We start from the raw sequence: 21,435 nt of genomic DNA, 5'->3' as shown, positions 1-21,435 counted from the left end.
ACCAGTCTCCCTGCCCGCGACCGCGGGCAACAGGACGACTCTCATAACGACTGGACCTACGAAACGGGGTCAGCCCAAGAGGGCATGGTGGCAGAGCCTTTCGGAGCACGGCGATTTGGCAGTCGGCCTCATTCTGGCACTGAAAAGTCGCACGCCTGATGCCTGAGGGCCGGGTTCCGAAGAATTCTTCGGATGAGGAGGCCGGCACCTCTTCGACCGACCCCGGAGGCTCGAATCTGAAGTTCTCTTCGGTTTCCCATGTCGACTCGTCACCGCAGCAGTCGAACGTCACCGATTCCGAAGAATCCTTCGGATTTCAGCTGCTCATCTGCCACGCTGGAGCCGTGGCCACCACACGCGCAGTCTCCTCTGCCGCGGCGCTGATGAAGATCAGCGATCGCGTCCGCGCCATGCGTAAAGAGCTCCTGCTGACCCAGCAGCAGCTCGCAGACCTGGCGGGAGTCTCGGATGCGACCGTCCGCCAGATCGAGCGCGGCACCGGCAAGAGCACCCTGAAGTCAGTGCTCTCCGTCATGGAGGTGCTCGGCCTCGAGCTCGAGGTCACCGGCTGACGACTCCTGCACTCGAAGACCTGAAGCGCGTCACCACCGCGGACGTCTACAAGGGCGGCGTCCCAGCGGGGAAGGGATCGCCCTTGCGGCTCAGTCCTCCAGGCTCAGCTCCACGTCCCCGACCCACGGCTCCGCGAATCCTTCGTACGTCCCGTCCTTGAGCGCGATGGCCAGCCACTGGTCCACGTAGTGCTTGAACACCTCGTCGCCCTGCGGGAGCATGTACCCCTTCTGGAAGTAGTCGAAGGGCTCGTCCGGGTTCGCGGCGCACAGCTCGGGGTACTCGTGGTCGATGTAGAGCACCTCGGAGCGGTCCGTGGTCATCACGTCCGCCTCACCGGCCGCGAGAGCGTCGAACACCGTGAGGTTGTCGTGTGTCAGCAGCTCGCCCTGCGGGTAGTGCTCCCGCGCGAACTTCTCGTTGGTGCCGCCCTCCGGGAAGATCGACCGCACACCCGGCTGATTGATCTCCGCCACGGTGTCGTACTTCTCGACGTCCTCGCAGCGAGTGATCGGCGTCTTGCCGTCCTCCTGCGTGGGCACGGTGAAGTACACCTGCTCGGCGCGTTCCGGGTTCAGGGAGATGCCCCCGACGGCGACGTCGCACGCCCCCGACGTGTAGTCGTCCATGAGCGTCTTCCAGCTGGTCTTCACGAACTCCGGCTCCACGCCCATGGTCTCGGCGAGATCGCGGGCCATGTCCACGTCGATGCCCTTCCAGTCGCCGCTCTCGGTCTGCTCGGTGAAGGGCGGATAGTCACCGGTGGAGCAGACGCGCAACGTGCCGGCCTCCTTGATGCGTGTGAGTGCGGAGTCGACGACGGTGGCGGTGGCAGGTTCCGATGAGCCGCCCGCATCCTGCGCCGTGCCGCAGGAGGTGAGGGCGAGCGCCAGGGCGACGCCGAAGGCCGCCGTCGTGAGTCGGTAGTGGGTAGGGCGGAAGGTCATGATCGGCTGTCTCCCTCGACGACGGCATGTGAGTCCCGTCACCGTAGCCCGGCACCACTCGCCCCCGCCGCCCCACGTGTGACAAATACACAACACTCGCCTTGCGTATCTCACTGAGGTGTGCCTTACTGGTTTCCGGACCCCCGCCGGAAGGACCCCCATGGCCCACGCCTCCACGCACCCCGCTCATCCGCTGCCGCCCGTGGCGCCCCGTCGTCTGCTGCTGGCCCAGCGGCTGCTCCGCGGCGAGGGCTCCGTCGAGGTCACGGCCTTCCGCGCCGGCGAGACGCTCACGACGGCCGTCCACGGCGTGAGCGCGGAGGGCCGCCTCGTGGTCGCCCACGTCCCCAACCTCCTCGGTTCGCTCGGCGCGTTCCACACGCCCGCGCCGCTCGACGTGCGCGTGGACGTCCTGCGCGACGCCCTGGACCTCACGGTCCCCACCCGCCTGGCATCCGTGCATCTGCTCGGCACCCTGCGCTGGTGCCGGGACTCGGCCGAGGTCGCGGAGCTGGGGCTGCGCGGTCGCGTCGCGGACCTCGTGGCCGACGTCGGCCCGCGGGTGCGCGTGGGCGTCGTCGAGACCCAGCGGATCCTGCTGCACGACGTCGACGGCGTCGCCGTGTTCTGCCGCCACACCCTGCCGCTCACGTCGCGCGGGCTCGTCGACCAGGCCGAGCTCGCAGACCTGGCGGACGACGTGCTGGGCACCGCCCCCGAGGTGCTCGCGGACCTGGCCGACGCCGTCGCCCTGGGCCTGCTGCCGGGCGAGAGCACCCCGTTGCAGGTCGGCACCGCACCCCTGCCCGAGTCCCCCGCCCACGCCCTCGACGCGGACGAAGCCGGGGTGACCCTGCTGCGCGTCCGCGACGGCGAGACCACCGCGGTGCACGTGGCCCTGCCCGGTGCGGGTCGGCTCGACCACAGCCCCCGGCACGCCTGGCGGCGACTGCTGGACGCGATCCCGGCGCGAGTCGCCCACCCCTGAGGGCGGCGTCAGTCGATCGTGTAGGTGGCGCAGGTAGCCACGTCCGTGACCTCGATGCCCTCGGCGGTGCAGACGAGGTCGGCGTTGTACGTGCACTCGAGGCGGTGGCACGCACCGACGGTCGAGGTGCCCTCGGTCACCGGGCGGCGGACGTCCAGCTGGACGAAGGTGCCGCAGCCGGGCGTGCGGTCGGAGCCGGCGACGGTGATGGCCAGAGCGTTGCAGGACGTCTCGGCGTTGAAGGCGCAGGCACTGGCGGCGCAGGTGCGGACGGCGGTGGTCATGGCGTGATCCTCCCGGTTCGGGCCCGCCCCGGGATGGGGCGGCGCTGCTGGAAACGAGATTACTCCGGCCTGCGAATATCACAAGAGGGGCGAGCCTTAGTCGATAGACGATTAGCGCAAATGTATTTTGCGCATTGTCGTGTGTCGTATGGGCCGACGTCGTGCCCGCCGGCCGCCCCACCCAGCCGTCACCGCCCGGTCACGTCCGCGTCACCCGCCCCTGCCACCCTGCACGGGTGACCTCGCACACTGATCCCGCGCACCCGACCGCCCACCCCGTCTCCCGCCGCACCCTCCTCGGCGGGGCCGGCCTCGTCGTCGCCTCCGCGGCGCTGCTGTCCACGCCGGCCGGCACCGCCCACGCGGCCACCGGCCCCACGCCGTTCACGCTCGGCGTCGCCTCGGGCGACCCGTGGCCCGACGGCGTGGTCCTGTGGACCCGCCTGGCCGTGGACCCCCTCGCGCTCGACGGCCTCGGCGGCATGCCGGACCAGTCGTTCCGGGTGGAGTACCAGGTGGCCACGGACGAGGGCTTCCGCAAGGTCGTCCGGTCGGGCGCCGTCACCACGGACCGCGCGCAGGGCTACGCGGTGCACGTCACGCTCACCGGTCTGCGCCCCGGCACCGAGTACTTCTACCGGTTCCGCGCCCTGGGCCACCTCTCGCGCGTCGGCCGCACGGTCACCGCGCCCGCCCGCGGCTCGAACCCGAGCCGCCTCACCATGACGGTCGCCTCGTGCGCCAACTGGGAGCACGGCTACTTCACCGCCTACGGCCACATGGCCGCCGAGCGTCCCGACCTCATGGTCCACCTGGGGGACTACTACTACGAGATCATGCCGTACGGGTACCCGGTCTCCTCGGGCGTCCCGCGCGCCCACAGGAACGGGGAGTCCCGCACCCTCGCCCAGTACCGGGCCCGCATGGCGCAGTACAAGACGGACCCGCACCTGCAGGACGCGCACGCCGCCGCCCCGTGGCTCGTGATCTTCGACGACCACGAGCTCGAGAACAACTGGGCGGACGAGACCCCGGAGGTCTGGGACCCGAACTTCCTCGCGCGCCGCGTCGCCGCGTTCCAGGCGTACTACGAGAACATGCCGCTCCGTGCGTCGTCCGTGCCCCGCGGCGTCGACATGCAGCTCTACCGCCGCATCCACTGGGGGAACCTCGCCACGTTCCACCTCCTGGACACGCGCCAGTACCGCTCGGACCAGGCCAACCTGGACCTGGTGAAGGTCGTCGATGCCGATGCACGGGACCCGCGGCGCACCATCACGGGCGCGGCGCAGGAGGCGTGGCTGCGCGAGGGCTTCGAGACCTCGGTCGCCCGCTGGGACCTCATCACGCAGCAGGTGCCGTTCGTGCAGTACGACCGCACCTCCGGCCCGCTCCTGTGGGGCGACATGGACACGTGGGACGGCTACGTCGCCTCGCGCGACCGCGTGGTCAGCGCGTGGACCGCGGCGGGCGTCCGCAACCCGGTGGTGCTCACCGGCGACATCCACGAGGCCTTCGCCTCGAACATCAAGCAGGACTTCAACGACCTCTCCTCGGAGTCCGTGGGCGTCGAGCTCATCACCACGTCGATCACCTCGGGCGGCGACGGCTCGGACGCCGCCGCGGAGGCGCTCGCGTGGAACCCGCACATCAAGTTCAACAACGACCTGCGCGGCTACCTCCGCGTGGACCTCTCCGCCCAGATGCTCGAGGCCCGCTTCCGCGTGGTCGACTACGTGAGCGAGCTGGGCTCGTCGGTGCGCACGCGCGCGGTGTTCGGCGTCGGCGACGGCGAGCATCGGCTCCACCGGATCGCCTGAGGCGAGGGACCGTCGTCGGGCCCCCTCCTGAGCAGCCCCGGCAGCCCCACCACCCTGGCCGGGTCCGCCCCGCGCCCCTAGCGTGGGGCCATGAGCACCCATCGCCTGTCCTCCACCGCCCTCGGGTTCGCCGCCGGACTGGGCACCGCGGCCGCGGTCACCGCAGCCCGCAAGATCGCCCTCATGGGCGCCGTGGGGAAGGGCCACCCGCTCAAGCACCGCCTCCTGGACGCGGCATCCGGCCTGGTCCAGCCGAAGTACCCCATGGGCGCGATGAGCACCTATCTCAACGGACTGCACTTCTACGCCGACGACCTCGGCCGACAGGTCGAAGCCAGCCACTTCTGCATCCACCTGCGCCACGACCTGCACCAGTGCGTGATCTTCGACCGCAACGCGCCGGATGCACGGCTGATCGGCATCGAGTACATCATCAGCGAGGAGCGGTTCCGCAGCCTCCCCGACGAGGAGCGGCGCCTGTGGCACAGCCACCACTACGAGGTGAGCTCCGGCGCCCTCACGGCCCCCGGGGTGCCCGAGCTGGCCGAGCACAGTTACTTCGAAGACCTCATCCACACCTACGGGAAGACGTTCCACACCTGGCAGTACGACCGGGACGACTTCCCGTACGGCATCCCCCAGCTGATGATGGGCCTCACCGGCGACGGCCAGGTGGACGAGGCGCTCCTGCGCGCCCGGGACGAGCGCCTGGGCGTGGACACCGCGGCCAAGCGGCGCAACCGCGCGGACATCCCGGTCCCGGACGTGGTGCCGGGGGCGAACAGCTGGGAGCGCGGGCGGGTCGTGCAGACCACGCTCGAGGAGCGCCCGGTGCGGGGCCGCGACGACTGAGGGCGGCGTCGTCGGGAGGGCGCCGTTTCCCGAACGACAGCGGTGCGACACGCCGCCGTTTCCCGAACGAAAGCGCTCGGCGGGGCGGGGCCGTCATCCGGATCGGGCGGGGGCGCCCCGCGAGGGACAGCACGTCCGCCGCACGGGTCGCGGCAGCGAGAACGCTGGGCTCAGACCTTGCCCTTGAGCAGTCGGTGCCAGTAGATCCGGGGCTGGCCGAACCGGTCGAAGGCCGCCGTGCTCTTCCGCGGCTTCGTCAGGTCCACGCCGGGGATCGACCGGTCCTCGGAGCCGTCGCGGACGTGCTCGTCCAGGACCAGCTCGTCCCGGCTGACCATCACGGGGATCACGGTGTAGCCGTCGTACTTCTGGAGCGGCTTCCCCGCGTCCGCGGCCTGGATGTTCTGGGCCAGGATCTTGACCTGCCGGCGCAGGGCTCCGCCGGAGGGCCGTGTGCCCAGGGCGGCGGCGTCGCCCAGCGCCCACACGTGCGGGTGCACGGGATGCCGCAGGGTCGCGGGATCCACGGCCGCCAGGCCGGCCTCGCCGTCGTCCGCCAGGCCCGCCTCGGCGATGAACTCCGGGGCCCGCACCACGGGCGTGATGTACGCGGCCGCGACGTCGGTGATCCGCTCACCGGTATTGAGCACCACCTCGCGGGCCTCGTGGTCCACGGCGTTCACCTCTGCGCCGGCGTGCACATGGATGCCGTACCTCGCCACGGCCTCGGCCAGAGCGGGGTCGATGGTCTGCCGGTCCAGGATCCGGCCGTACGGGGTCACCAGGCGGACGTCCACGTCCGGCAGGATCCCCGTGCGCTCCCACGCCGCGCAGGCCAGGAACAGCGCCTTGAGCACGGTGCCGCCGCACGAGGAGGGCTCAGCCGGCACATTCGCCACCACACGGTCCCCCGCGGCCACACGCGACAGCAGCGCCCGGGCGGCGTCCACGTGCTCGGGCACGTGCGCACTCGCCGCCCATCCGGCGGCGTAGGCCTCACGCAGCCCGTCGATCGCACCCCACCACGGGGTCAGCCCCGGGCAGAGCACGAGGTGGCGGAAGCCCACGGTCAGCCCGGTGCTCGTCACCGCGGTCCGTTCCTCGGCGTCCACGGCCACGACGTGGTCCGGGATCCATTCGGCCCCGTCCGGGATGACGGCCCGCATCGGCCGTTCGAACCGGGCCATGTCCGCCTGCCCGCCCGCCGCGTAGTTCAGCATCGGCCGGTAGCGGTGCAGCTGGTGGCCGTCGGCGATGGCGACCCGGCCCTGCCGCTTCCGCCGCAGTGCGGCGGCCAAGGACACGCCGGCGTTGCCGCCGCCGACGATCAGGATGTCGTACTGCTCGGTCACGTGGTCCTCCGTGGGGTGACGGGGTCGAAGGAACGGTACGGCCGCCCCCGCAGACGTGCTCCGCGGCAGACGGGACGTGCCGCCCATCCTCCACTGGTGGCCGGGGCCGGCGCTAGCCCGTAAGGCCCAGCAGCCGCAGCTGGTCGGCGTACTTGCGCATCCCGACCTCCACGGCCTGCGGGTTCTGCGCGTACCAGTCCAGGTGGGTCTGTCGCAGCTGCTCGGCCGGGACGGTCTGTCCGGCCACGGTCCAGTCCTCGGTCGGCTCGGCGTCGAGGTCGAGGGCCTCCACCACGACCGCCTCGAGGGGCGCGCGCACCCCGCCGAGGAGCACGCGGGAGGCGGGCACGGGCTGGACGGCGACGTCGCCCGGCAGGTGCTCGGCCATGCGCTCGGCCACGCGGGTCAGCAGCGTGTTGGTCGGGTGGTTCACGGTGTAGAAGCCGACGCCCCGCTCCGCCGCCACCAGATCCGCCATGGACAGCGTCCCCTTCGCCTCCTCCCGCGCCCGCAGCGCCTGCACGGACGCGGCCGCGGCCTCGCGGATCGCCGCCGGCGCCACCTCCCGACGACGGCCCGTCGCCGCCTCGGCCAGCACGCGCAGGTCGTGGTAAGGCACGACGGGCGGGTCCTCCCCCGGCCGCTCGGCCGCCCCGGGCGCGAACTTCCAGTTGCGGAGGGTGACCTGCCAGGGGAAGCGCGAGACGTCGTACACCACGGGGATCCGCACCACGGCGGCGTCCTCGGGCAGCCGGGCCACGAGCTGGTCCGTGCCGATAGGCATGCCCCGGTAGTCGTGCGGGATCGGCTGGGTGACGAGCGCCTTCACGCGCGGCAGCAGCCGCTCCAGGTGCGCGACCTCGTCCGGCTGGGCCTCGAAGGCGGGCGGCACGCGCACGCTCACCAGGTCCGCCCCGTGCAGCGGTGTGCCGGGCTCCCCGCCGAGCAGCCGCCGATACGACTCGCCCTGGCAGTTGCCCCACACCAGCAGCAGGTCGTCCTCGGGCAGGTCCTCGAGCCCGTAGAAGTGCCCGTAGTGCCGGCGTCGTCCCTCGTCCTCGTGCACGCCTGCGTCCTCTCTCCTCAGCCGTCCTCGCGCCGGATCCAGTCGACGCCCGTCTTCCCGAACCACCAGGCCAGGAACGCGGAGAGCGCCGCGAAGTCCAGTTCGTCCAGCTCGCTCATCGGTCCTCCCGTGTTCCGTCCTGTCCGCGATTGTGCCAGCCCCGCGGACACCGGCCCGCTCAGCCCCAGCCGCCCCACCACGCCTCGAGGTCCGGCACGGCGGCCACGGGCGCCCAGCCCAGCCGGGAGGCGGGCACCCGCCACACCCGCGCCGTCCCGCCCCGCCGGCGCCGCCACCGCGCCCGCGCGCACGTCAGCACGGCGAGCACGTCGCGCTCGGCCCGCTCGGCCCGCTCGGCCGGCTCGCCCAGCACCTCCACGCGCTCGACGCCGGCCCGTTCCAGGCGCAGCAGCCACGCGGCGACGGCGTCCGCGTCAGGCCGGGCTCCGGCCGCGGCGGGCCGCAGCGGCACGCGCACGTCCACGGACCAGTCGGGCACCGACCGCACGGCGTCGAGGTCGCCGCGCGCCGGCGTCGGCGGCAGGTCCTCGGCCGCCGCCGCGCCGCCGTCGGGCTCGCCCAGCAGCCGCACGCGGGGGTCGCCGAGCGCCCGCGCCGCCGCCTCGTCGAGGCCGCCCACGACGCCGACCCGCGCCCCCGGTGCCGCGCACAGCACGGCGTCCACCGCCACCACGGCCGCCGCCGCGCCGTCCGCGCCCTCCGGCACCCGCACGCGCGCCTCGACCCGCAGCGGGCCGGCCAGGGACAGGCCGTGGCCGCGGGCCGTCGTCGCGGGGATGCGGGAGGCCAGCACGAGCGCCTCGCGGGCCTTCACCCGGGCGGCCTCGGCGGCGTCGCCGCGTCCGCCGAAGTCGGCGCCGGCCTGCCACGCCACGGCGTCCGGCGCGTGGTGCAGGGCCGCCCCCACGCGCCACAGCCGGTGCGCCAGCTCCCAGTCCTCCCCGCCGTAGCCCACGAAGGCGGGGTCGAAGCCGCCGCCGTCCTCGTAGACCTCGCGCGCCACCGTGAGCACGGCCGAGATGACGTACCGGTAGCCGGTGGAGTCGGCGCGGCGCAGGTCGTCCGTGGCGCGGTACCCCTCGCGCAGCCAGGCCGGCTCGGCCAGGCGGGCGTCCGCGGGCACCTCGTGCCCGGGCCGCCATCCGTGCGCCCAGGCCCGTTCCAGCCAGGCCTCGGCCAGGTGCCGCCGCCGGCCCACCACCGCGGCGTCCCGGGGCGCCTCGGCCACCGCTGCCAGGGCCGCGGCGAGGTACCCGGGCTCGGGGAGCATGTCCCCGTCGAGGAAGGCGAGCACGTCGCCGTCGGCCGCCTCCGCCCCGAGCGCCCGGGCCGCCGAGGCGCGGAACCCGCGGTCCGGCTGGCGCACGGTCACCACGTCGAACGGCAGGCCCGGGTCCACCCGGGGCGGGACGGGCGAGCCGTCGTCGGCCACCACGAGCTGCAGCCCGCCGGTCAGGCCGCGCTGGGCCGCGAGCGCGGCCGTGAGCCGGTCGAGGTCCGCCTGGGCCCGGTAGTAGGGCACCACCACGGAGACGGCGGCGCTCACGTCCACCTGTGCACGCGGCGGAACACGTCGAAGAGCATCCGCGCGCAGTCCTCGGCCCCGGGCGAGAGGTCCACGGCGGGGTCGAGCCACGTGCGCTCGGGGTCCTCGACCGCCTCGGCGATCGCCTCGGCCATCGCGAAGGCCGGCGACCCGTTGGGGTGCACGAGCCGCAGGGTGCCCGGGCGCAGGCGCTCCATCTCCTCCGTGTAGCGGCCGGCGGAGGCGATGGCCCGCCGCCCCACCGAGGTCCACGCCGCCAGGGACCCGGACGCGGACACGTTGCGGTGCGCCGCGAACGGGATGCCCGCCGAGAGCAGGGCCGCGTCCGCGAACTCGTCCGGCACGAACCCGGTGACGCGGAACTCCAGGCCGCGTGCCTCGGCGTCGCGGGTCAGCTCCGCCACGAGGTCGTCATGCCCGATGCTGACGGGTCCGAGCGCCGTCAGCCGGCGCGGCGCCCCGGAGTCCGGGCCCCACTGGCGGTGCAGCTCGGTGAGGGCCTCCAGGGCGAGGGCGTGCCCCTTGCCCGGGTAGACGAAGCCGAAGAGCACGAGGTCCCGGTCGAGGCCGGCCATGCTCTCCGGCACCACCGGCTCGGCGCGGGCGGCCGCGGCCCGGCGGTCCTCCACGGGCAGCGGGACCACGTCCGCGGCCACGTCCACGAGGTCCGCCAGCAGCGCCCGCTCGTGCTGCGAGGAGACCACGACGCCGTCCACCGCCTGGGCGAGCCGCGCGTATGCCTCGCCGCGGCGGCGGTAGCGGCCGTCGCCCTCGGCGGGCTGCGGGATGTCGTGCAGGGTGAGCGTGGTGCCCTCGGGCAGGACGTCGACGAGCAGGTCCGCGGCGGCGGTCGCGGTGGGGCCGAACAGCGCGTCCGTGACGTCCAGGTGCACGGCGGCGCCCAGCGCGCGCGCCTCCTCCAGCACGGGCACGAGGCCCCGGAACGCCGCGACGTCCTCCGCCGTGAGCAGCTCCACCTCGGCGCCCACCCGACGGAGGGCGGCGGCGGTCTGCCGGCCATGGCGCACCACGCCGTGCGCCGGCGCGCCCACGGTCACGTACAGCACACGTCCCTGCGGCTGCGAGTCCACGTCCACGATCCCCTTCACCTGCGGCGGCGCTCCTCGACGCGGCGGCGCGCCGGAACGGACAGGATGCCGCTGCTCCGATTCTCCGATCCTGCCCTGACAGACTAGATTCCGCGACCCCCGACCCGGGACGGGGACACGCCGCCCGCGCGGCATCGCATCCCCCAGGTCAGGAGGCCCTCCCCCGTGAGCATCACCGTCCAGCACGTGCCCGCGCAGCACCCGTACACCCGCGCGATCCGCCCCCTCGACCCGGGCGCCGCGCCGGACGTGGAGTTCCTGCCGGACCCGCCGGTGCCGGGCGCGCCCGCGCACCAGTGGTGGCCGCCCCGGGCCCTGCACGCGGAGTGGCTGGCCGAGCACCGCCCGGACGTGCTGCACGTGCACTTCGGCTTCGAGCACTTCAGCCCCGCCCAGCTGGCCGCCGCCCTGGACGCGCAGCACGCGCACGGGGGCGCCGTCGTCGTGACCGTGCACGACCTCGAGAACCCGCACCTGACGGACCAGGGCCCCCACCGAGACAGCCTGGCCGTGCTGCTGGGCCGCGCGGACGCCGTGCTCACGCTCACCCCCGGCGCCGCGGCGACCCTCGCCCGCGACTACGGCGTGCGCGCCCTCGTGGTCCCCCACCCGCACATCGTCCCGCTCGAGGACCTCGTGGCGCAGGGCGACGACGACGCCCCCGGCGCGGAGCCCGGCCTGCTGCCCCCCGACGCGTCCGACGACGGCGACGGCGCGGCCGCCCCCGCCCGCCTGCTGGTGCACGCCAAGGACCTGCGCGCCCAGGTGGCCCCGGTGGCGCTGCTGCCGGTGCTCGCCGCCGCCGTCGCGACGCTGGCCGACCGCGGCGTCGACGCGCGGGTGACCGTGGAGGTCCAGGACACCGTGCAGGACGAGGACGCCCTGGCCGCGCTGCGCGCGGGCTGCGCCCACCACGGCTTCGAGCTGTGGCAGCACGACCGGCTCGACGACCCCGCCCTGCACGCGCTGCTGCGCGACGTGGACGTGTCCGTGCTGCCGTACCGCATCGGCACCCACTCGGGCTGGGTGGAGATGTGCCGGGACCTGGGGGTGCCGGTGGCCGTCGCGGACATCGGGCACATCGCGGACCAGTCCGGCGCCTGGTTGACCCCCGACTCGCTCGCCGCGTTCGACCCGGAGGATCCCGACTCCCTCGCGGACGCGCTCGAGACGCTGGTGCGCGCCCGCGCGCGCACGGCCCCCGCCGACCCGGCCGCCCGGGCCCGGCAGCGCCGTCGCGTGGCCGCCGCCCACGTGGCCGTCTACCGCGAGGCCCTCGCCCGGGCGCGTGGGGCGCTGCCGAGCGTGTCCGTGCTGGTCATCACGGGGCACCGGGACGAGCACCTGGCCCGCGTGATCGCCGGACTGGAGCGCTCGCACCGCCGCCCGGACCAGGTCGTCGTGGTGTTCATGGGCCAGCCGGACGGGCGCGTCCCGGCCACGGACCTGCCCGTCACGGTGGGGCACGTGGCCGCCCACGCCGGCCTGCCGCTGGCGCAGGCCCGCAACCGCGCGGCCGAGCTCGCCACCGGCGAGATCCTCGTCTTCCTCGACGTGGACTGCATCCCGGCCGCCGAGACCGTCGGCGTGCTGGCCACCGAGGTCGCGGCCCACCCCGGGTCCGTGGTGATGGGCCGGCCCCGCTACCTGCGGCCGGGCTGGATCCGCGACGTCGGGGAGGCGGACCTGACCTCGCAGCGCGCCGACGCCCTGCTGCGCCGCCTCTCCGTGCCCCACCGGGCGCGCGCGCACCTGACCGCCGGGCCCTCGGACGAGTGGCACCTCGTGTGGACGCTGATCCTGGCGCTGCGGCGCGCGGACCTGGCCCGGATCGGCGGTTTCGACGCGGGCTTCACCGGCTACGGCGCCGAGGACACGGACCTGGCCTTCCGCGCCCGCGACGCCGGCCTGACGCTGCGGTTCAGCCCCGCCGAGGCGTTCCACCAGCACCACGGCGTGATGACCCCGCCGCTGCACCACCTCGAGGACATCCTGGTCAACGCCCGCCGCTTCCGGCAGGTGCACGGCCGATGGGCCATGGAGGGGTGGCTGCGCGCGTTCGCGGACGCGGGGCTGGTCGCGTGGGACCCCGAGGGCGAGCGGCTCGAGCTGCTGCGTCACCCCACGGAGGCGGAGCTGACGGCCGCCCGCCGCGACGACGCCGCGTACTGAGCGCCGTGACGGCCGGGGGCGGCGGGGCGGACTCAGCCCAGGGCGCCCTCGATCGCCGCCTCCCAGCGCCGCCGGTACTCGTCCGGCGCCACGAGCAGCAGGCCCGCGAGCCGGTCGGCGGCGGCCGGGTCGGCGAGGGCGCCGCGCACCGCGCCGGCCCAGTCGGCGTCCGGGTCCTCCCACGCGCACCACGGCACGCCCGCGGCCCGGTGGATCTCGCGGACGAACACGCGCTGCTCGTCGAACGGCCGCGGCTCGGGGGCGAGCACCACGGGGCGGCCGGAGCGGGCGGCGTCCACCACGGCGTTGTGCCCGGCCGAGACCACCACGACGTCGGCGTCCGCGGCCCGGCGGGCCGGCGCCTGGACCCAGCCGTGCAGCGTCACGGCGGCGGGCATCGCCTCCGCCGCGAGCCCGCCCGGCGCCTCCGGATCGCCCACCCCGGCGATCGGGCCGTACACCTCCCACGTCGCCTCCGGCACGGCGGACGCCGCCCGGGCCAGGTCCGCGGCCCGCACCCCGCCGCCGCCCGTCCCGGCGATCACGGCGACGCGCGGGGCGCCGCCCGCGGACGACGTCGTCGTGGCGCGGGTGCCGAGCCGGCCCGTGACGTCCGCGACCCCGAGGTAGGTGACCCGGTCCGCGTGGGCGGCGCGCCAGGCGGGGACCTCGAGCTCGGCGGCGTAGTGGGCGAAGAGGCCGTCGGCCTCGGCGTAGACGAGGGCGTGCGCGGGGTCGGTGCGCTCGCCGTGCATGCGGCGGTGCAGCACGGGCCAGCCCGCCAGGCGCAGGAACAGGGCCGCCTCCACGGACACGTCCACCACGCACACGTCCGGCTCCACCCGCTGCGCCGCCGCGTGGAGGGCGTCGAAGCGCGCCCGGATCTCGGGCCCCACCGGGGACCAGTGCAGGGGCGAGCGCGCCGGCTGCTCGTGGCCGGCCACGAGGTCCGAGGGCAGCGGGATGACGGGGACGTCCGCGGGCAGCAGTGCGGCCGCCCGGGGGTGGGCGGTCACGACCGTCACGTCGAACGCCCCGGTCGACGCCAGGCCGGCGGCGTGCCGCAGGTGCCCCGCCCCGTGCTGGTGGGCGTAGTAGAGGACCCGCCTGCGGGCCGGAGCCATCAGAGGGACTCCAGGTCCGCCGCATCGGCGGACGGGCGCGGGACCCCCTGCGGGTCGAACCCGTACGCGTCCTCGGCGGCGGCGAGGTCACGGGCGTCCTCGGCGGCCTGCTCGAGCAGGTCCACGTAGCCCTCCACCATGGTCTCCGCGCTGAACCGGCAGGCCCACGCGCGCACGCGTCCCCGGTCCTTGCGGCGGGCGTGGCGGATCGAGACCGCGAGCTCCTGCGCCGTGTGGTGCACGGCCAGCGCGCCGGCCTGCGGGGCGACGATCTCCCCCATCGCGCCGCTGAGCAGCGCGGCCACCGGCACGCCGAGCGCCATGGCCTCGACCACGGCGAGCCCGAACGGCTCGGCCCACAGGGGTGTGGCCAGGAAGACTTCGCCCGTGGCGAGCATGTGCGGCAGCGCGTGATGGTCGAGGTGGCCGTGGTAGACGGTGTCCGGGCCGAGCCGCGGCACGACCTCGCGGGCGTGGTACTCCTCGTCCGAGATCGGCCCGGCGAAGTGCAGCTCCATGCCCGCGATCCGGGCGGCGTCGATCGCCACGTGCAGGCCCTTCTCCGCCGTGATCCGGCCCGACCACACGGCGCGGCCGCGCACGGGGACGGCGTCGGAGACCCAGTGGTGCAGCTCGATCCCGTTGGGCACCACGTCCACCCGCGGCAGCCGGTGCTGCCAGGCCAGCGCGTTCGACGCGGACACCGAGGCCCACCGGTGGTGGTCGGGAGCCGTCCAGCCCGGGGCGTCGACGACGGCCAGCACCTCCGCCAGCGTGGCCGGCGTGTGCAGGACGGTGACCACGGGGCGGGCGCGCAGCAGCTCGAGCGGCGCCGGGGAGAGGGAGTTGTTCAGGACGGCGTCGGAGTCGTCGTCGAGGATCAGCGCGCAGGCCCGGCGGGCGGCCGCCTCGCGCACGCGGGTGCCCGCGCGGCCCGGGCCGGCGCCCTCGGCGGGCAGCACGGCGACGACGTCGCCCGGCAGCCGGGTGCCCTCCCGCGCGTAGACGGTGACGTCGTGGCCCCGGCGCACGAGGTGCTCCACGGTCATGGCCGTGTGCATCTCCAGCCCGCCCTCGTAGGGCGAACGGATGGGGTGGAGCATGTGGGTGAGCACGCTGATGCGCATCGGCGTCCCCTTCCCGGCCCGGGCCGGGCCGAACGGCCCCGTGCGGGGCGGCAGAAGCGCGACTGACCTGCGGTGAGACGACCGCATCACGTCCGCGCTGACGTACCCCGGCACTGTAGACACCCGGGGGGTCCCCCCGGAAGCGCCGGCCCCCCCTCCCGGGGGTGAGGGCAGGGCAGGCGCTCACGCCCCCGTCACGAGAAAGTCCCGGCCCGCGACCTCGAGGATCGCGGACCGGGACGGTCCGTGGAGCTAAGGGGAATTGAACCCCTGACCTTTTCATTGCGAACGAAACGCTCTACCAACTGAGCTATAGCCCCAGGTCGTGCCCTCCCGCGGGAGTGCACCGGACCATCATACGCCCGACGCCCCCGATCCTCCAATTCGGCGACGCCGCGCGGCGACCACGCCGAGCACCACACCCGCCAGATCCGCGACGACATCCACCGGGTCCCCCGTCCGCAGCGGCACCCACGCGTGCTGCACGAGCTCGCTCACCGGTGCGTGCACCGCGAACGGCAGGGCCCACCACTCGCTCCGCCCCCGCCACACGGCGAGGAACGCGGGCAGCGCGAACACGGCCACGTGGATCGCCTTGTCCAGCCCCGGCACGGCGAACCCGGCCTCCGGCACCTGCTCGCCCGGCAGGTACAGCACCACCAGCTGCACCACGACGGCGACGGCCAGCGCCGCCGCCAGGGCGCGGCGCCGTCGTGGGGAAGCGGGGGCGGAGGGAGCGGCCGGGGAGCCGGAAGGAACGGTCATCCGCCCATTCTGTCCGGCTTCTGCGCCGGGCACTCATGGTCCCCGCCCTGCTGAAAAGGATCTATGTTTTTGCCATTTCTGCGCCGATCATGTGATGATCACCCCATCCGGGTGGGCTCGTTCCGCCAGGATGCCGGTGTTGACAGCGCCGCCCAGGGCCGAGGGACCGCGATGGCTTGAGCAGAGAGCTCGCCGTTCGTGGACTCGGGACCCGGCGGGATGCCCTCCACCTCCCCGGCCCCCTGGCCGCGACGTGATCGGTACGCCACCTTCCGCCCTGCGGAGCCGTGCCCTGACCGGACCGCGCCGGGGGATCGGGACGTCCACAGTCACTCGTGCGAAAGGAAGTCCGATGCCGCCCTCCCAGGACGCAGCATCCCTGACCCAGCTCGGCGTGATCGGGGTGATCCTGCTCGTCGCGCTGTTCTACGGCGGGACCATGATCATGTCCGTGGCCATCTCCAAGAAGAAGGAGAACGCCGACGCCTACATGACGGCCGGCAATCGGATCGGCTTCGGCGTGTCCGCCGCCTCCATGACGGCCACCTGGATCTGGGCCGCCTCCATGTACGCCTCCGTGACCGCCGGCTACACGTACGGCGTCTCCGGCCCCCTCCACTACGGCCTCTGGGGCGCCCTGATGATCCTGTTCATCTACCCGTTCGGCCGCCGCATCCGCGCGGTCGCGCCGCGCGCCCACACCCTCGCCGAGGTCATGTACGCCCGGCACGGCCGCTCGTCGCAGCTCATGCTGGCCGGCTCCAACGTGCTCGGCTCCGTCATCTCCCTGACCTCCAACTTCATCGCCGGCGGCGCCCTGATCTCCCTGCTGTCCCCGCTGTCCTTCGGCGCGGGCATCCTGATCGTGGCCGCGGGCGTGCTGCTGTACACCCTGTGGTCCGGCTTCCGCGCCTCCGTGCTCACCGACTTCGCGCAGGTGATGGCCATGCTCGGCGCGACCGTCATCATCATCCCCGCCGTGTTCTTCGCCGCGGGCGGGCCGGACATGTTCCAGACCGGCGTCGAAGCGGGCCACGTCACGGCCCAGCAGCAGAGCTTCTTCTCCTCCGACGCGTTCATGAACCAGGGCGCGCCGTACATCGCCGCGGTGCTGGCCTACGCGATCGGCAACCAGACCATCGCCCAGCGCCTCTTCGCCGTGCGTGAGGACCTCATCAAGCCCACCTTCATCACGGCCACCCTCGGGTACGGCGGCACCGTGATCGGCGTCGGCATGCTCGGCGTCATGGCGCTCTACCTGGGCGTCGAGCCGCTCGACGGCGACGTCAACAACCTCCTGCCCCAGATGGTCGCCGACCACCTGCCGCTGGCGCTCGTGGCCCTGGCGTTCCTGATGATCATCGGCTCGCTGTCCTCCACCGCCGACTCGGACCTGTCCGCCCTCTCCTCGATCGTGATGACGGACGTCTACGGCCAGTCGGTCGGCCGCAAGAACGCCGACCCGAAGACCATGCTGCTGATCGGCCGGATCACCATGATCGTGGCGACGGCGGCGGCCCTGTACTTCGCCACCGCCAAGTTCGACATCCTCGATCTGCTGGTCTTCGTGGGCGCCCTGTGGGGCTGCCTCGTGTTCCCCGTGATCGCGTCCTTCTACTGGGGCAGGATCACCAACGCCGCGTTCACGGTGTCCGTGCTCGCCGCGCTGGCCGTGTTCCTGCCGGTCCGCTTCGAGTGGATCCCGATCGAGGGCGCCTGGGCGATCGTGGTCGAGACCCTCGCGATCCTCGGCGTGGGCGTCGTGCTGGGCATCATGTGCTTCGGCTTCTTCGGCCTGCGTCCGGCGGTCGTGGTCGGCGCGATCGCCTCGGTCGTGATGCTGTTCGTTGGCTACGGCTTCCTGCGGGACTACGCCACGCTCACGGGCTCGCTCGTGGCCTACGCCGTGTCCTTCCTCGTCTGCTGGGGGTTGTCCGTCCGGTCCGGCCAGGACTTCGACTTCGATCGGATCGCGCACGTGACCGGCGACTTCGACCCCGCGACCGAGGACCTGCCGCAGGTCGAACGCGCCTCGGCCCCCGTGTCCTGATCCCCCCGTCCCCCGACTCGCAAGGAGCATCCGCATGACCGTCGGTCTGACCCTGTACGTCCTGATGTGGCCCGTCCTCGTGCTGGCCGTCCTCGTCTCGATCGCCCGCGGCTTCGTCGCCGACTGGGCCGCGGCCCGCCGCGAGGGCCGCTCGATCATCTGAGGCACCCGCCGGGGGCTGACCGTGACCCTGGTGGTCCTCGCCCTCGACGCGGTCTTCGGCCTGACCCCCGCCGAGACCTCGGCCGCCCTCCCGGGCATCGCCGGGCTCGGCCACATGCTCGTGACCGCCGGTCTCGCGCTGCTGTTCGTGGCCCTGTACGGCGGCGTGCGGGAGCGTCAGGCCCACCTCGAGACGGGCCGCACCGGCGGCGCCGTCATCGAGGGGGCCTGACCCGCTCGATCCCCTGCTATACCGCGCCCGCGTCAGCGAGCGCGGTCGAGCAGGATCACGTCCAGGCGGCGCGGCCCGTGCACGCCTTCGACGCGCTCGAGCTCGATGTCGCTCGTGGCCGAGGGCCCGGAGATCATGGTGATCGGCGCCGTCGCCTCCACGCGGGCCAGCGCCTCCGGGAAGAGCTCCACCACGGAGTCCAGCGGCACGATGCACACGTGGTGGTCCGGGACCAGGGTGATCGCCCGGCGGCCCTCGTCCGGGCGGCCGCTGAGGAAGATCGTCCCGGTCTCCGCGCAGGAGACCGTCGAGGACGTCACCACCGCGTCCACCTCGTTCAGCGCGTCCACGCTGAGGGGCTCGCGCTCGCCGTCGTGGGCGCCGCGGACCGCGGCCCGCTCCCCCGTGTGACCCACCGCGGGCTCCGTGATGCGCTCCCGGTTGGCCCCGCGCGAGTCCGCGGGGAGCCAGTCGGGCTCCAGACCGGCCGGCACCACGTACCGGGCGTCCGGGCCGAGCAGCTCGGCGATGGCCGCGGCCACCGTCTCCTCGGTCTCGTCCCGCACGGAGGCCCGGTAGTCGATCAGCCGATCGCGCAGCATCTCCACCACCTCGGCCCGGTCCCGGGAGGAGGTCCGCCGGTAGGTGCGCTGCACCGGGTCCGCGACCGGCCCGTCCGCCGTCGCCTCGCGGATGCGCCGCAGGATCTCGGCCTTCGCCTCGCTCATCGTCCGTCCTCCTCGACGTGCTCGTCCTCCTGGCGGTCCAGCCCGGCGACGCCGTCCAGGGCGGTCCGGTGCTCGGTCTCATCCTTGTGGCGGGCCCACCAGTTGCGGAAGGACTCCCGCGGGGGCGCCGGCACGTCACGCTCGTCGGTCCACCCGCCGGCGATGCCCGGCAGCCAGCCGAGCACCCGGTCCGGCCCGGCCGCGACCCGGCCCAACCCCAGGCCCCGCTCGGCCAGCGACATGCGCCGACCCGAGGACATCACCACGGAGGCGCCCTTCATCGCCACGTCCATCTGCGAGGGCGTGACGGACTCCGCCGCCGCCTTGGCACGGGCCAGGGGGCCGGCAGCGGCGTCCTTCTCCGTGCGCAGGGCCTTCCGGGCGGCGTGGGTGGCCTGCACGTCCTCGTCCCGGAGGTGGATGAGGATCGAGGGGATGTCGATGGCCACGGGGCACACGTCGTAGCACGCGCCGCACAGCGTGGAGGCGTAGGGCAGGGTGCCGTTCTCCCCCGCGTCCACACCGGTGAGCTGCGGGGAGAGGATCGCGCCGATCGGGCCCGGGTAGACCGAGCCGTAGGCGTGGCCGCCGGTCTGCTCGTACACGGGGCACACGTTCATGCACGCCGAGCAGCGGATGCAGTGCAGCGCGGAACGGCCCTTCGGGTCGGACAGCACCGCGGAGCGGCCGTTGTCCAGCAGGACCAGGTGGAACTCCTGAGGACCGTCGCCCTCGGTGACGCCCGTCCACATGGAGGTGTACGGGTTCATCCGCTCGCCCGTGGACGAGCGCGGCAGCAGCTGCAGGAACACCTCGAGGTCCTCGAAGGTGGGCACGAGCTTCTCGATGCCCATCACGGTGATCAGCGTCTCCGGCAGGGTCAGGCACATGCGGCCGTTGCCCTCCGACTCGACGACGGAGAGCGTGCCCGTCTCGGCGACGCCGAAGTTCGCCCCGGAGATCGCCACCTTCGTGCTCAGGAACTTCTCGCGCAGGTGCCGGCGTGCGGCCTCGGCCAGATCGGCCGGCTCGGAGGTGAGGCTCTCGTCCGTGTCCGGCATCTCCCGGAGGAAGATGTCCCGGATCTCCCGGCGATTGCGATGGATCGCCGGGACGAGGATGTGGCTGGGCCGGTCGTGGCCGAGCTGGACGATGAGCTCGGCCAGGTCCGTCTCGACGGCGGCCACACCGGCATGCTCGAGCGCGGCGTCCAGGCCGATCTCCTGGGTGGCCATGGACTTGACCTTGATCACCTCGTCCACGCCCTTGGCGGTGACGAGCTCCGTGATGATGCGGTTGGCCTCGGCCGCGTCCCGGGCCCAGTGCACGACGCCGCCGCGCGCGGTGACCTCGGACTCGAGCCGCTCCAGGAGCGCGGGCAGGTCCGCCATGACGGACTGCTTCAGCGCGGAGCCGGCGGCGCGCAGCTCCTGCCAGTCCGGCAGCTCCTCGACGACGCCGGCACGCTTGGCACGGATGGTGTGCGTGGCCCGGCGGATGTTGGCGCGCATCTGGCCGTTCCCCAGCTGCTCGCGGGAAGACTGGGGGAACGGGGTGTTCAGCAGGATCTCGCCCTCGCCGTGGACGGGGCGGACGGTGGGCATTCCCAGGCGCACGCGGGTGGGTGCGGTGCTCATCGGCGGGCCTCCTCAACACGGGCGGACGGTCCGCGGCGGGCGCCGGCGGACGCGGGGATGGACAGTTCGACGGGGCCGTCGACCTCGAGCGGGTTCTCCCGGGTGGCCGCGAGGATCTCGGCGAGGTGCACGGTGCGCAGCGGGCGGCCGTCCTGGCCGCGCGCCTCACGACGGTGCATGGCCCCGTCCAGGTGGAGCAGGCAGGACGCGTCGCCGCCCGTGCAGAGGGAGGCGCCGGACGCGGTGACCTTCTCGATCTTCTCCTCCGCGATGGCGGCGGAGACGTCCGGGTTCTTCAGGGAGAAGGTGCCGCCGAAGCCGCAGCACTCCTCGGCGTCCGGCAGCGGGCGCAGGTCGATGTCCGCGACGGTGCGCAGCAGGTCCTCCTGGCGCGAGCCCAGGCGCAGCAGGCGCATGCCGTGGCAGGAGGGGTGGTAGGTCACGGTGTGCGGGAACCAGGAGCCGAGCTGGGCACCGGCGTCCGTCACCCCGAGGACGTCCGTGAGCAGCTGGGACAGCTCGAGGGTGCGGGAGGCGACGACCTCGGCGTCGCGGGCCAGCCCCTCGTCCCCGCCGGAGCGGGCGACGTCCGGCTGCTGGTGGCCGAGCGAGGCCACGCAGGAGGCGGAGGGGGCGACGGCGAGGTCGTAGTCGGCCTTCATGAAGGTGCGGACGTGGTTGCGCACCACGGGCAGGGCGTCCTCCATGTATCCGCTGTTGACGTGCATCTGCGAGCAGCAGACCTGGCCGGGCGGGAAGACCACCTCATGGCCGAGCCGCTCGAGGATGCGGACGGTGGCGAGGGCCACCTTGGGGTACATCGCGTCCACGATGCATGTGGCGAACAGGGCGATTCTCATGCCGGTCTCCGTTCCGGACG

20 protein-coding genes and 1 tRNA gene are annotated in these 21,435 nt (G+C 73.8%); 8 read left to right on the top strand and 13 right to left on the bottom strand.

Features of this window, described 5'->3' with window-relative positions; all coding sequences use genetic code 11:
- Positions 1–344: 344 nt before the first annotated feature.
- Positions 345–572 carry a helix-turn-helix domain-containing protein gene (locus KVS67_RS07340; protein WP_223247472.1) on the top strand — a complete coding sequence of 76 codons (228 nt, stop codon included), beginning with the start codon at positions 345–347 and terminating at the stop codon, positions 570–572.
- Between the two features lie 90 nt (positions 573–662).
- Here KVS67_RS07340 and KVS67_RS07335 read toward each other — a convergent pair whose 3' ends face one another.
- Entirely contained in the window at positions 663–1,520 is an 858-nt protein-coding gene (locus KVS67_RS07335) for a transporter substrate-binding domain-containing protein (protein WP_063188582.1), read from the bottom strand.
- 160 nt (positions 1,521–1,680) lie between these two features.
- Between KVS67_RS07335 and KVS67_RS07330 the strand changes: the two genes are divergently transcribed.
- Complete coding sequence (locus KVS67_RS07330; protein WP_063188583.1) at positions 1,681–2,508, top strand: hypothetical protein; 828 nt, start codon at positions 1,681–1,683, stop codon at positions 2,506–2,508.
- A gap of 8 nt (positions 2,509–2,516) precedes the next feature.
- Here the strand turns inward: KVS67_RS07330 and KVS67_RS07325 are convergent, their stop codons facing one another.
- Positions 2,517–2,792 (bottom strand): DUF1540 domain-containing protein, encoded by a 276-nt coding sequence (locus KVS67_RS07325; RefSeq protein WP_063188585.1) that lies wholly within the window; start codon positions 2,790–2,792, stop codon positions 2,517–2,519.
- Positions 2,793–3,028: 236 nt separating this feature from the next.
- Here KVS67_RS07325 and KVS67_RS07320 point away from each other — a divergent pair, with 236 nt between their 5' ends.
- Positions 3,029–4,612 (top strand): alkaline phosphatase, encoded by a 1,584-nt coding sequence (locus KVS67_RS07320; protein ID WP_036335210.1) that lies wholly within the window; start codon positions 3,029–3,031, stop codon positions 4,610–4,612.
- A 90-nt stretch (positions 4,613–4,702) separates the two neighbouring features.
- Complete coding sequence (locus KVS67_RS14350) at positions 4,703–5,464, top strand: OBAP family protein (RefSeq protein WP_063188587.1); 762 nt, start codon at positions 4,703–4,705, stop codon at positions 5,462–5,464.
- Positions 5,465–5,634: 170 nt separating this feature from the next.
- On the opposite strand, the gene KVS67_RS07310 is transcribed toward KVS67_RS14350, so the two are convergent.
- The 4 genes from KVS67_RS07310 to KVS67_RS07295 all read right to left on the bottom strand — a co-directional run bounded on the left by KVS67_RS07310 (position 5,635) and on the right by KVS67_RS07295 (position 10,558).
- Positions 5,635–6,816, bottom strand: a complete 1,182-nt coding sequence (locus tag KVS67_RS07310; protein ID WP_217565184.1) for an FAD/NAD(P)-binding oxidoreductase — start codon at positions 6,814–6,816, stop codon at positions 5,635–5,637.
- 112 nt (positions 6,817–6,928) lie between these two features.
- Positions 6,929–7,882, bottom strand: a complete 954-nt coding sequence (locus tag KVS67_RS07305; protein WP_217565183.1) for a WcbI family polysaccharide biosynthesis putative acetyltransferase — start codon at positions 7,880–7,882, stop codon at positions 6,929–6,931.
- A 178-nt stretch (positions 7,883–8,060) separates the two neighbouring features.
- A complete protein-coding gene (locus KVS67_RS07300) occupies positions 8,061–9,449 on the bottom strand; it encodes a glycosyltransferase (protein WP_368669041.1) in 1,389 nt (462 codons plus the stop codon).
- Positions 9,446–10,558 (bottom strand): hypothetical protein, encoded by a 1,113-nt coding sequence (locus KVS67_RS07295; protein ID WP_123244047.1) that lies wholly within the window; start codon positions 10,556–10,558, stop codon positions 9,446–9,448. Before KVS67_RS07295 ends, KVS67_RS07300 begins: the two co-directional genes overlap by 4 nt.
- 165 nt (positions 10,559–10,723) lie before the next feature.
- On the opposite strand from KVS67_RS07295, the gene KVS67_RS07290 reads away from it, so the two are divergent.
- Positions 10,724–12,730, top strand: coding sequence for a glycosyltransferase (locus KVS67_RS07290; protein WP_217565181.1), 2,007 nt, complete (start codon positions 10,724–10,726; stop codon positions 12,728–12,730).
- Positions 12,731–12,762: 32 nt separating this feature from the next.
- Here KVS67_RS07290 and KVS67_RS07285 read toward each other — a convergent pair whose 3' ends face one another.
- From KVS67_RS07285 to KVS67_RS07270, 4 genes are all read right to left on the bottom strand, one after another.
- Positions 12,763–13,854 carry a glycosyl transferase gene (locus KVS67_RS07285; protein ID WP_200969444.1) on the bottom strand — a complete coding sequence of 364 codons (1,092 nt, stop codon included), beginning with the start codon at positions 13,852–13,854 and terminating at the stop codon, positions 12,763–12,765.
- Positions 13,854–14,981, bottom strand: a complete 1,128-nt coding sequence (locus tag KVS67_RS07280; protein ID WP_095353747.1) for a glycosyltransferase — start codon at positions 14,979–14,981, stop codon at positions 13,854–13,856. Before KVS67_RS07280 ends, KVS67_RS07285 begins: the two co-directional genes overlap by 1 nt.
- Before the next feature lie 247 nt (positions 14,982–15,228).
- Positions 15,229–15,301, bottom strand: a tRNA-Ala gene (locus KVS67_RS07275).
- A gap of 34 nt (positions 15,302–15,335) precedes the next feature.
- Positions 15,336–15,746 carry a VanZ family protein gene (locus KVS67_RS07270; RefSeq protein WP_217565180.1) on the bottom strand — a complete coding sequence of 137 codons (411 nt, stop codon included), beginning with the start codon at positions 15,744–15,746 and terminating at the stop codon, positions 15,336–15,338.
- Between the two features lie 352 nt (positions 15,747–16,098).
- Here KVS67_RS07270 and KVS67_RS07265 point away from each other — a divergent pair, with 352 nt between their 5' ends.
- The 3 genes from KVS67_RS07265 to KVS67_RS07255 are packed head-to-tail and all read left to right on the top strand — an operon-like array spanning position 16,099 to position 18,190.
- Positions 16,099–17,796 (top strand): sodium:solute symporter family protein, encoded by a 1,698-nt coding sequence (locus KVS67_RS07265; RefSeq protein ID WP_217565179.1) that lies wholly within the window; start codon positions 16,099–16,101, stop codon positions 17,794–17,796.
- 34 nt (positions 17,797–17,830) lie between these two features.
- Positions 17,831–17,959: a putative transporter small subunit gene (locus KVS67_RS07260; protein WP_036383231.1), complete on the top strand. Its 129-nt coding sequence runs from the start codon at positions 17,831–17,833 to the stop codon at positions 17,957–17,959.
- A gap of 21 nt (positions 17,960–17,980) precedes the next feature.
- A complete protein-coding gene (locus tag KVS67_RS07255) occupies positions 17,981–18,190 on the top strand; it encodes a DUF2871 domain-containing protein (protein WP_217565178.1) in 210 nt (69 codons plus the stop codon).
- A gap of 32 nt (positions 18,191–18,222) precedes the next feature.
- Here the strand turns inward: KVS67_RS07255 and KVS67_RS07250 are convergent, their stop codons facing one another.
- Genes KVS67_RS07250 through KVS67_RS07240 form a run of 3 tightly spaced genes read right to left on the bottom strand, consistent with a single transcriptional unit; the run spans position 18,223 to position 21,415 of the window.
- Positions 18,223–18,918: an LUD domain-containing protein gene (locus tag KVS67_RS07250; protein WP_217565177.1), complete on the bottom strand. Its 696-nt coding sequence runs from the start codon at positions 18,916–18,918 to the stop codon at positions 18,223–18,225.
- Positions 18,915–20,555, bottom strand: coding sequence for a LutB/LldF family L-lactate oxidation iron-sulfur protein (locus KVS67_RS07245; RefSeq protein ID WP_217565176.1), 1,641 nt, complete (start codon positions 20,553–20,555; stop codon positions 18,915–18,917). Before KVS67_RS07245 ends, KVS67_RS07250 begins: the two co-directional genes overlap by 4 nt.
- Positions 20,552–21,415, bottom strand: coding sequence for a (Fe-S)-binding protein (locus KVS67_RS07240; RefSeq protein ID WP_036339657.1), 864 nt, complete (start codon positions 21,413–21,415; stop codon positions 20,552–20,554). Before KVS67_RS07240 ends, KVS67_RS07245 begins: the two co-directional genes overlap by 4 nt.
- Positions 21,416–21,435 lie beyond the last annotated feature (20 nt).

Origin of the sequence: Micrococcus sp. GbtcB5, from assembly GCF_019091605.1 — a bacterium.
Lineage (GTDB): Bacteria > Actinomycetota > Actinomycetes > Actinomycetales > Micrococcaceae > Micrococcus > Micrococcus luteus.
This window is presented reverse-complemented; position numbering and strand designations above follow the sequence as displayed.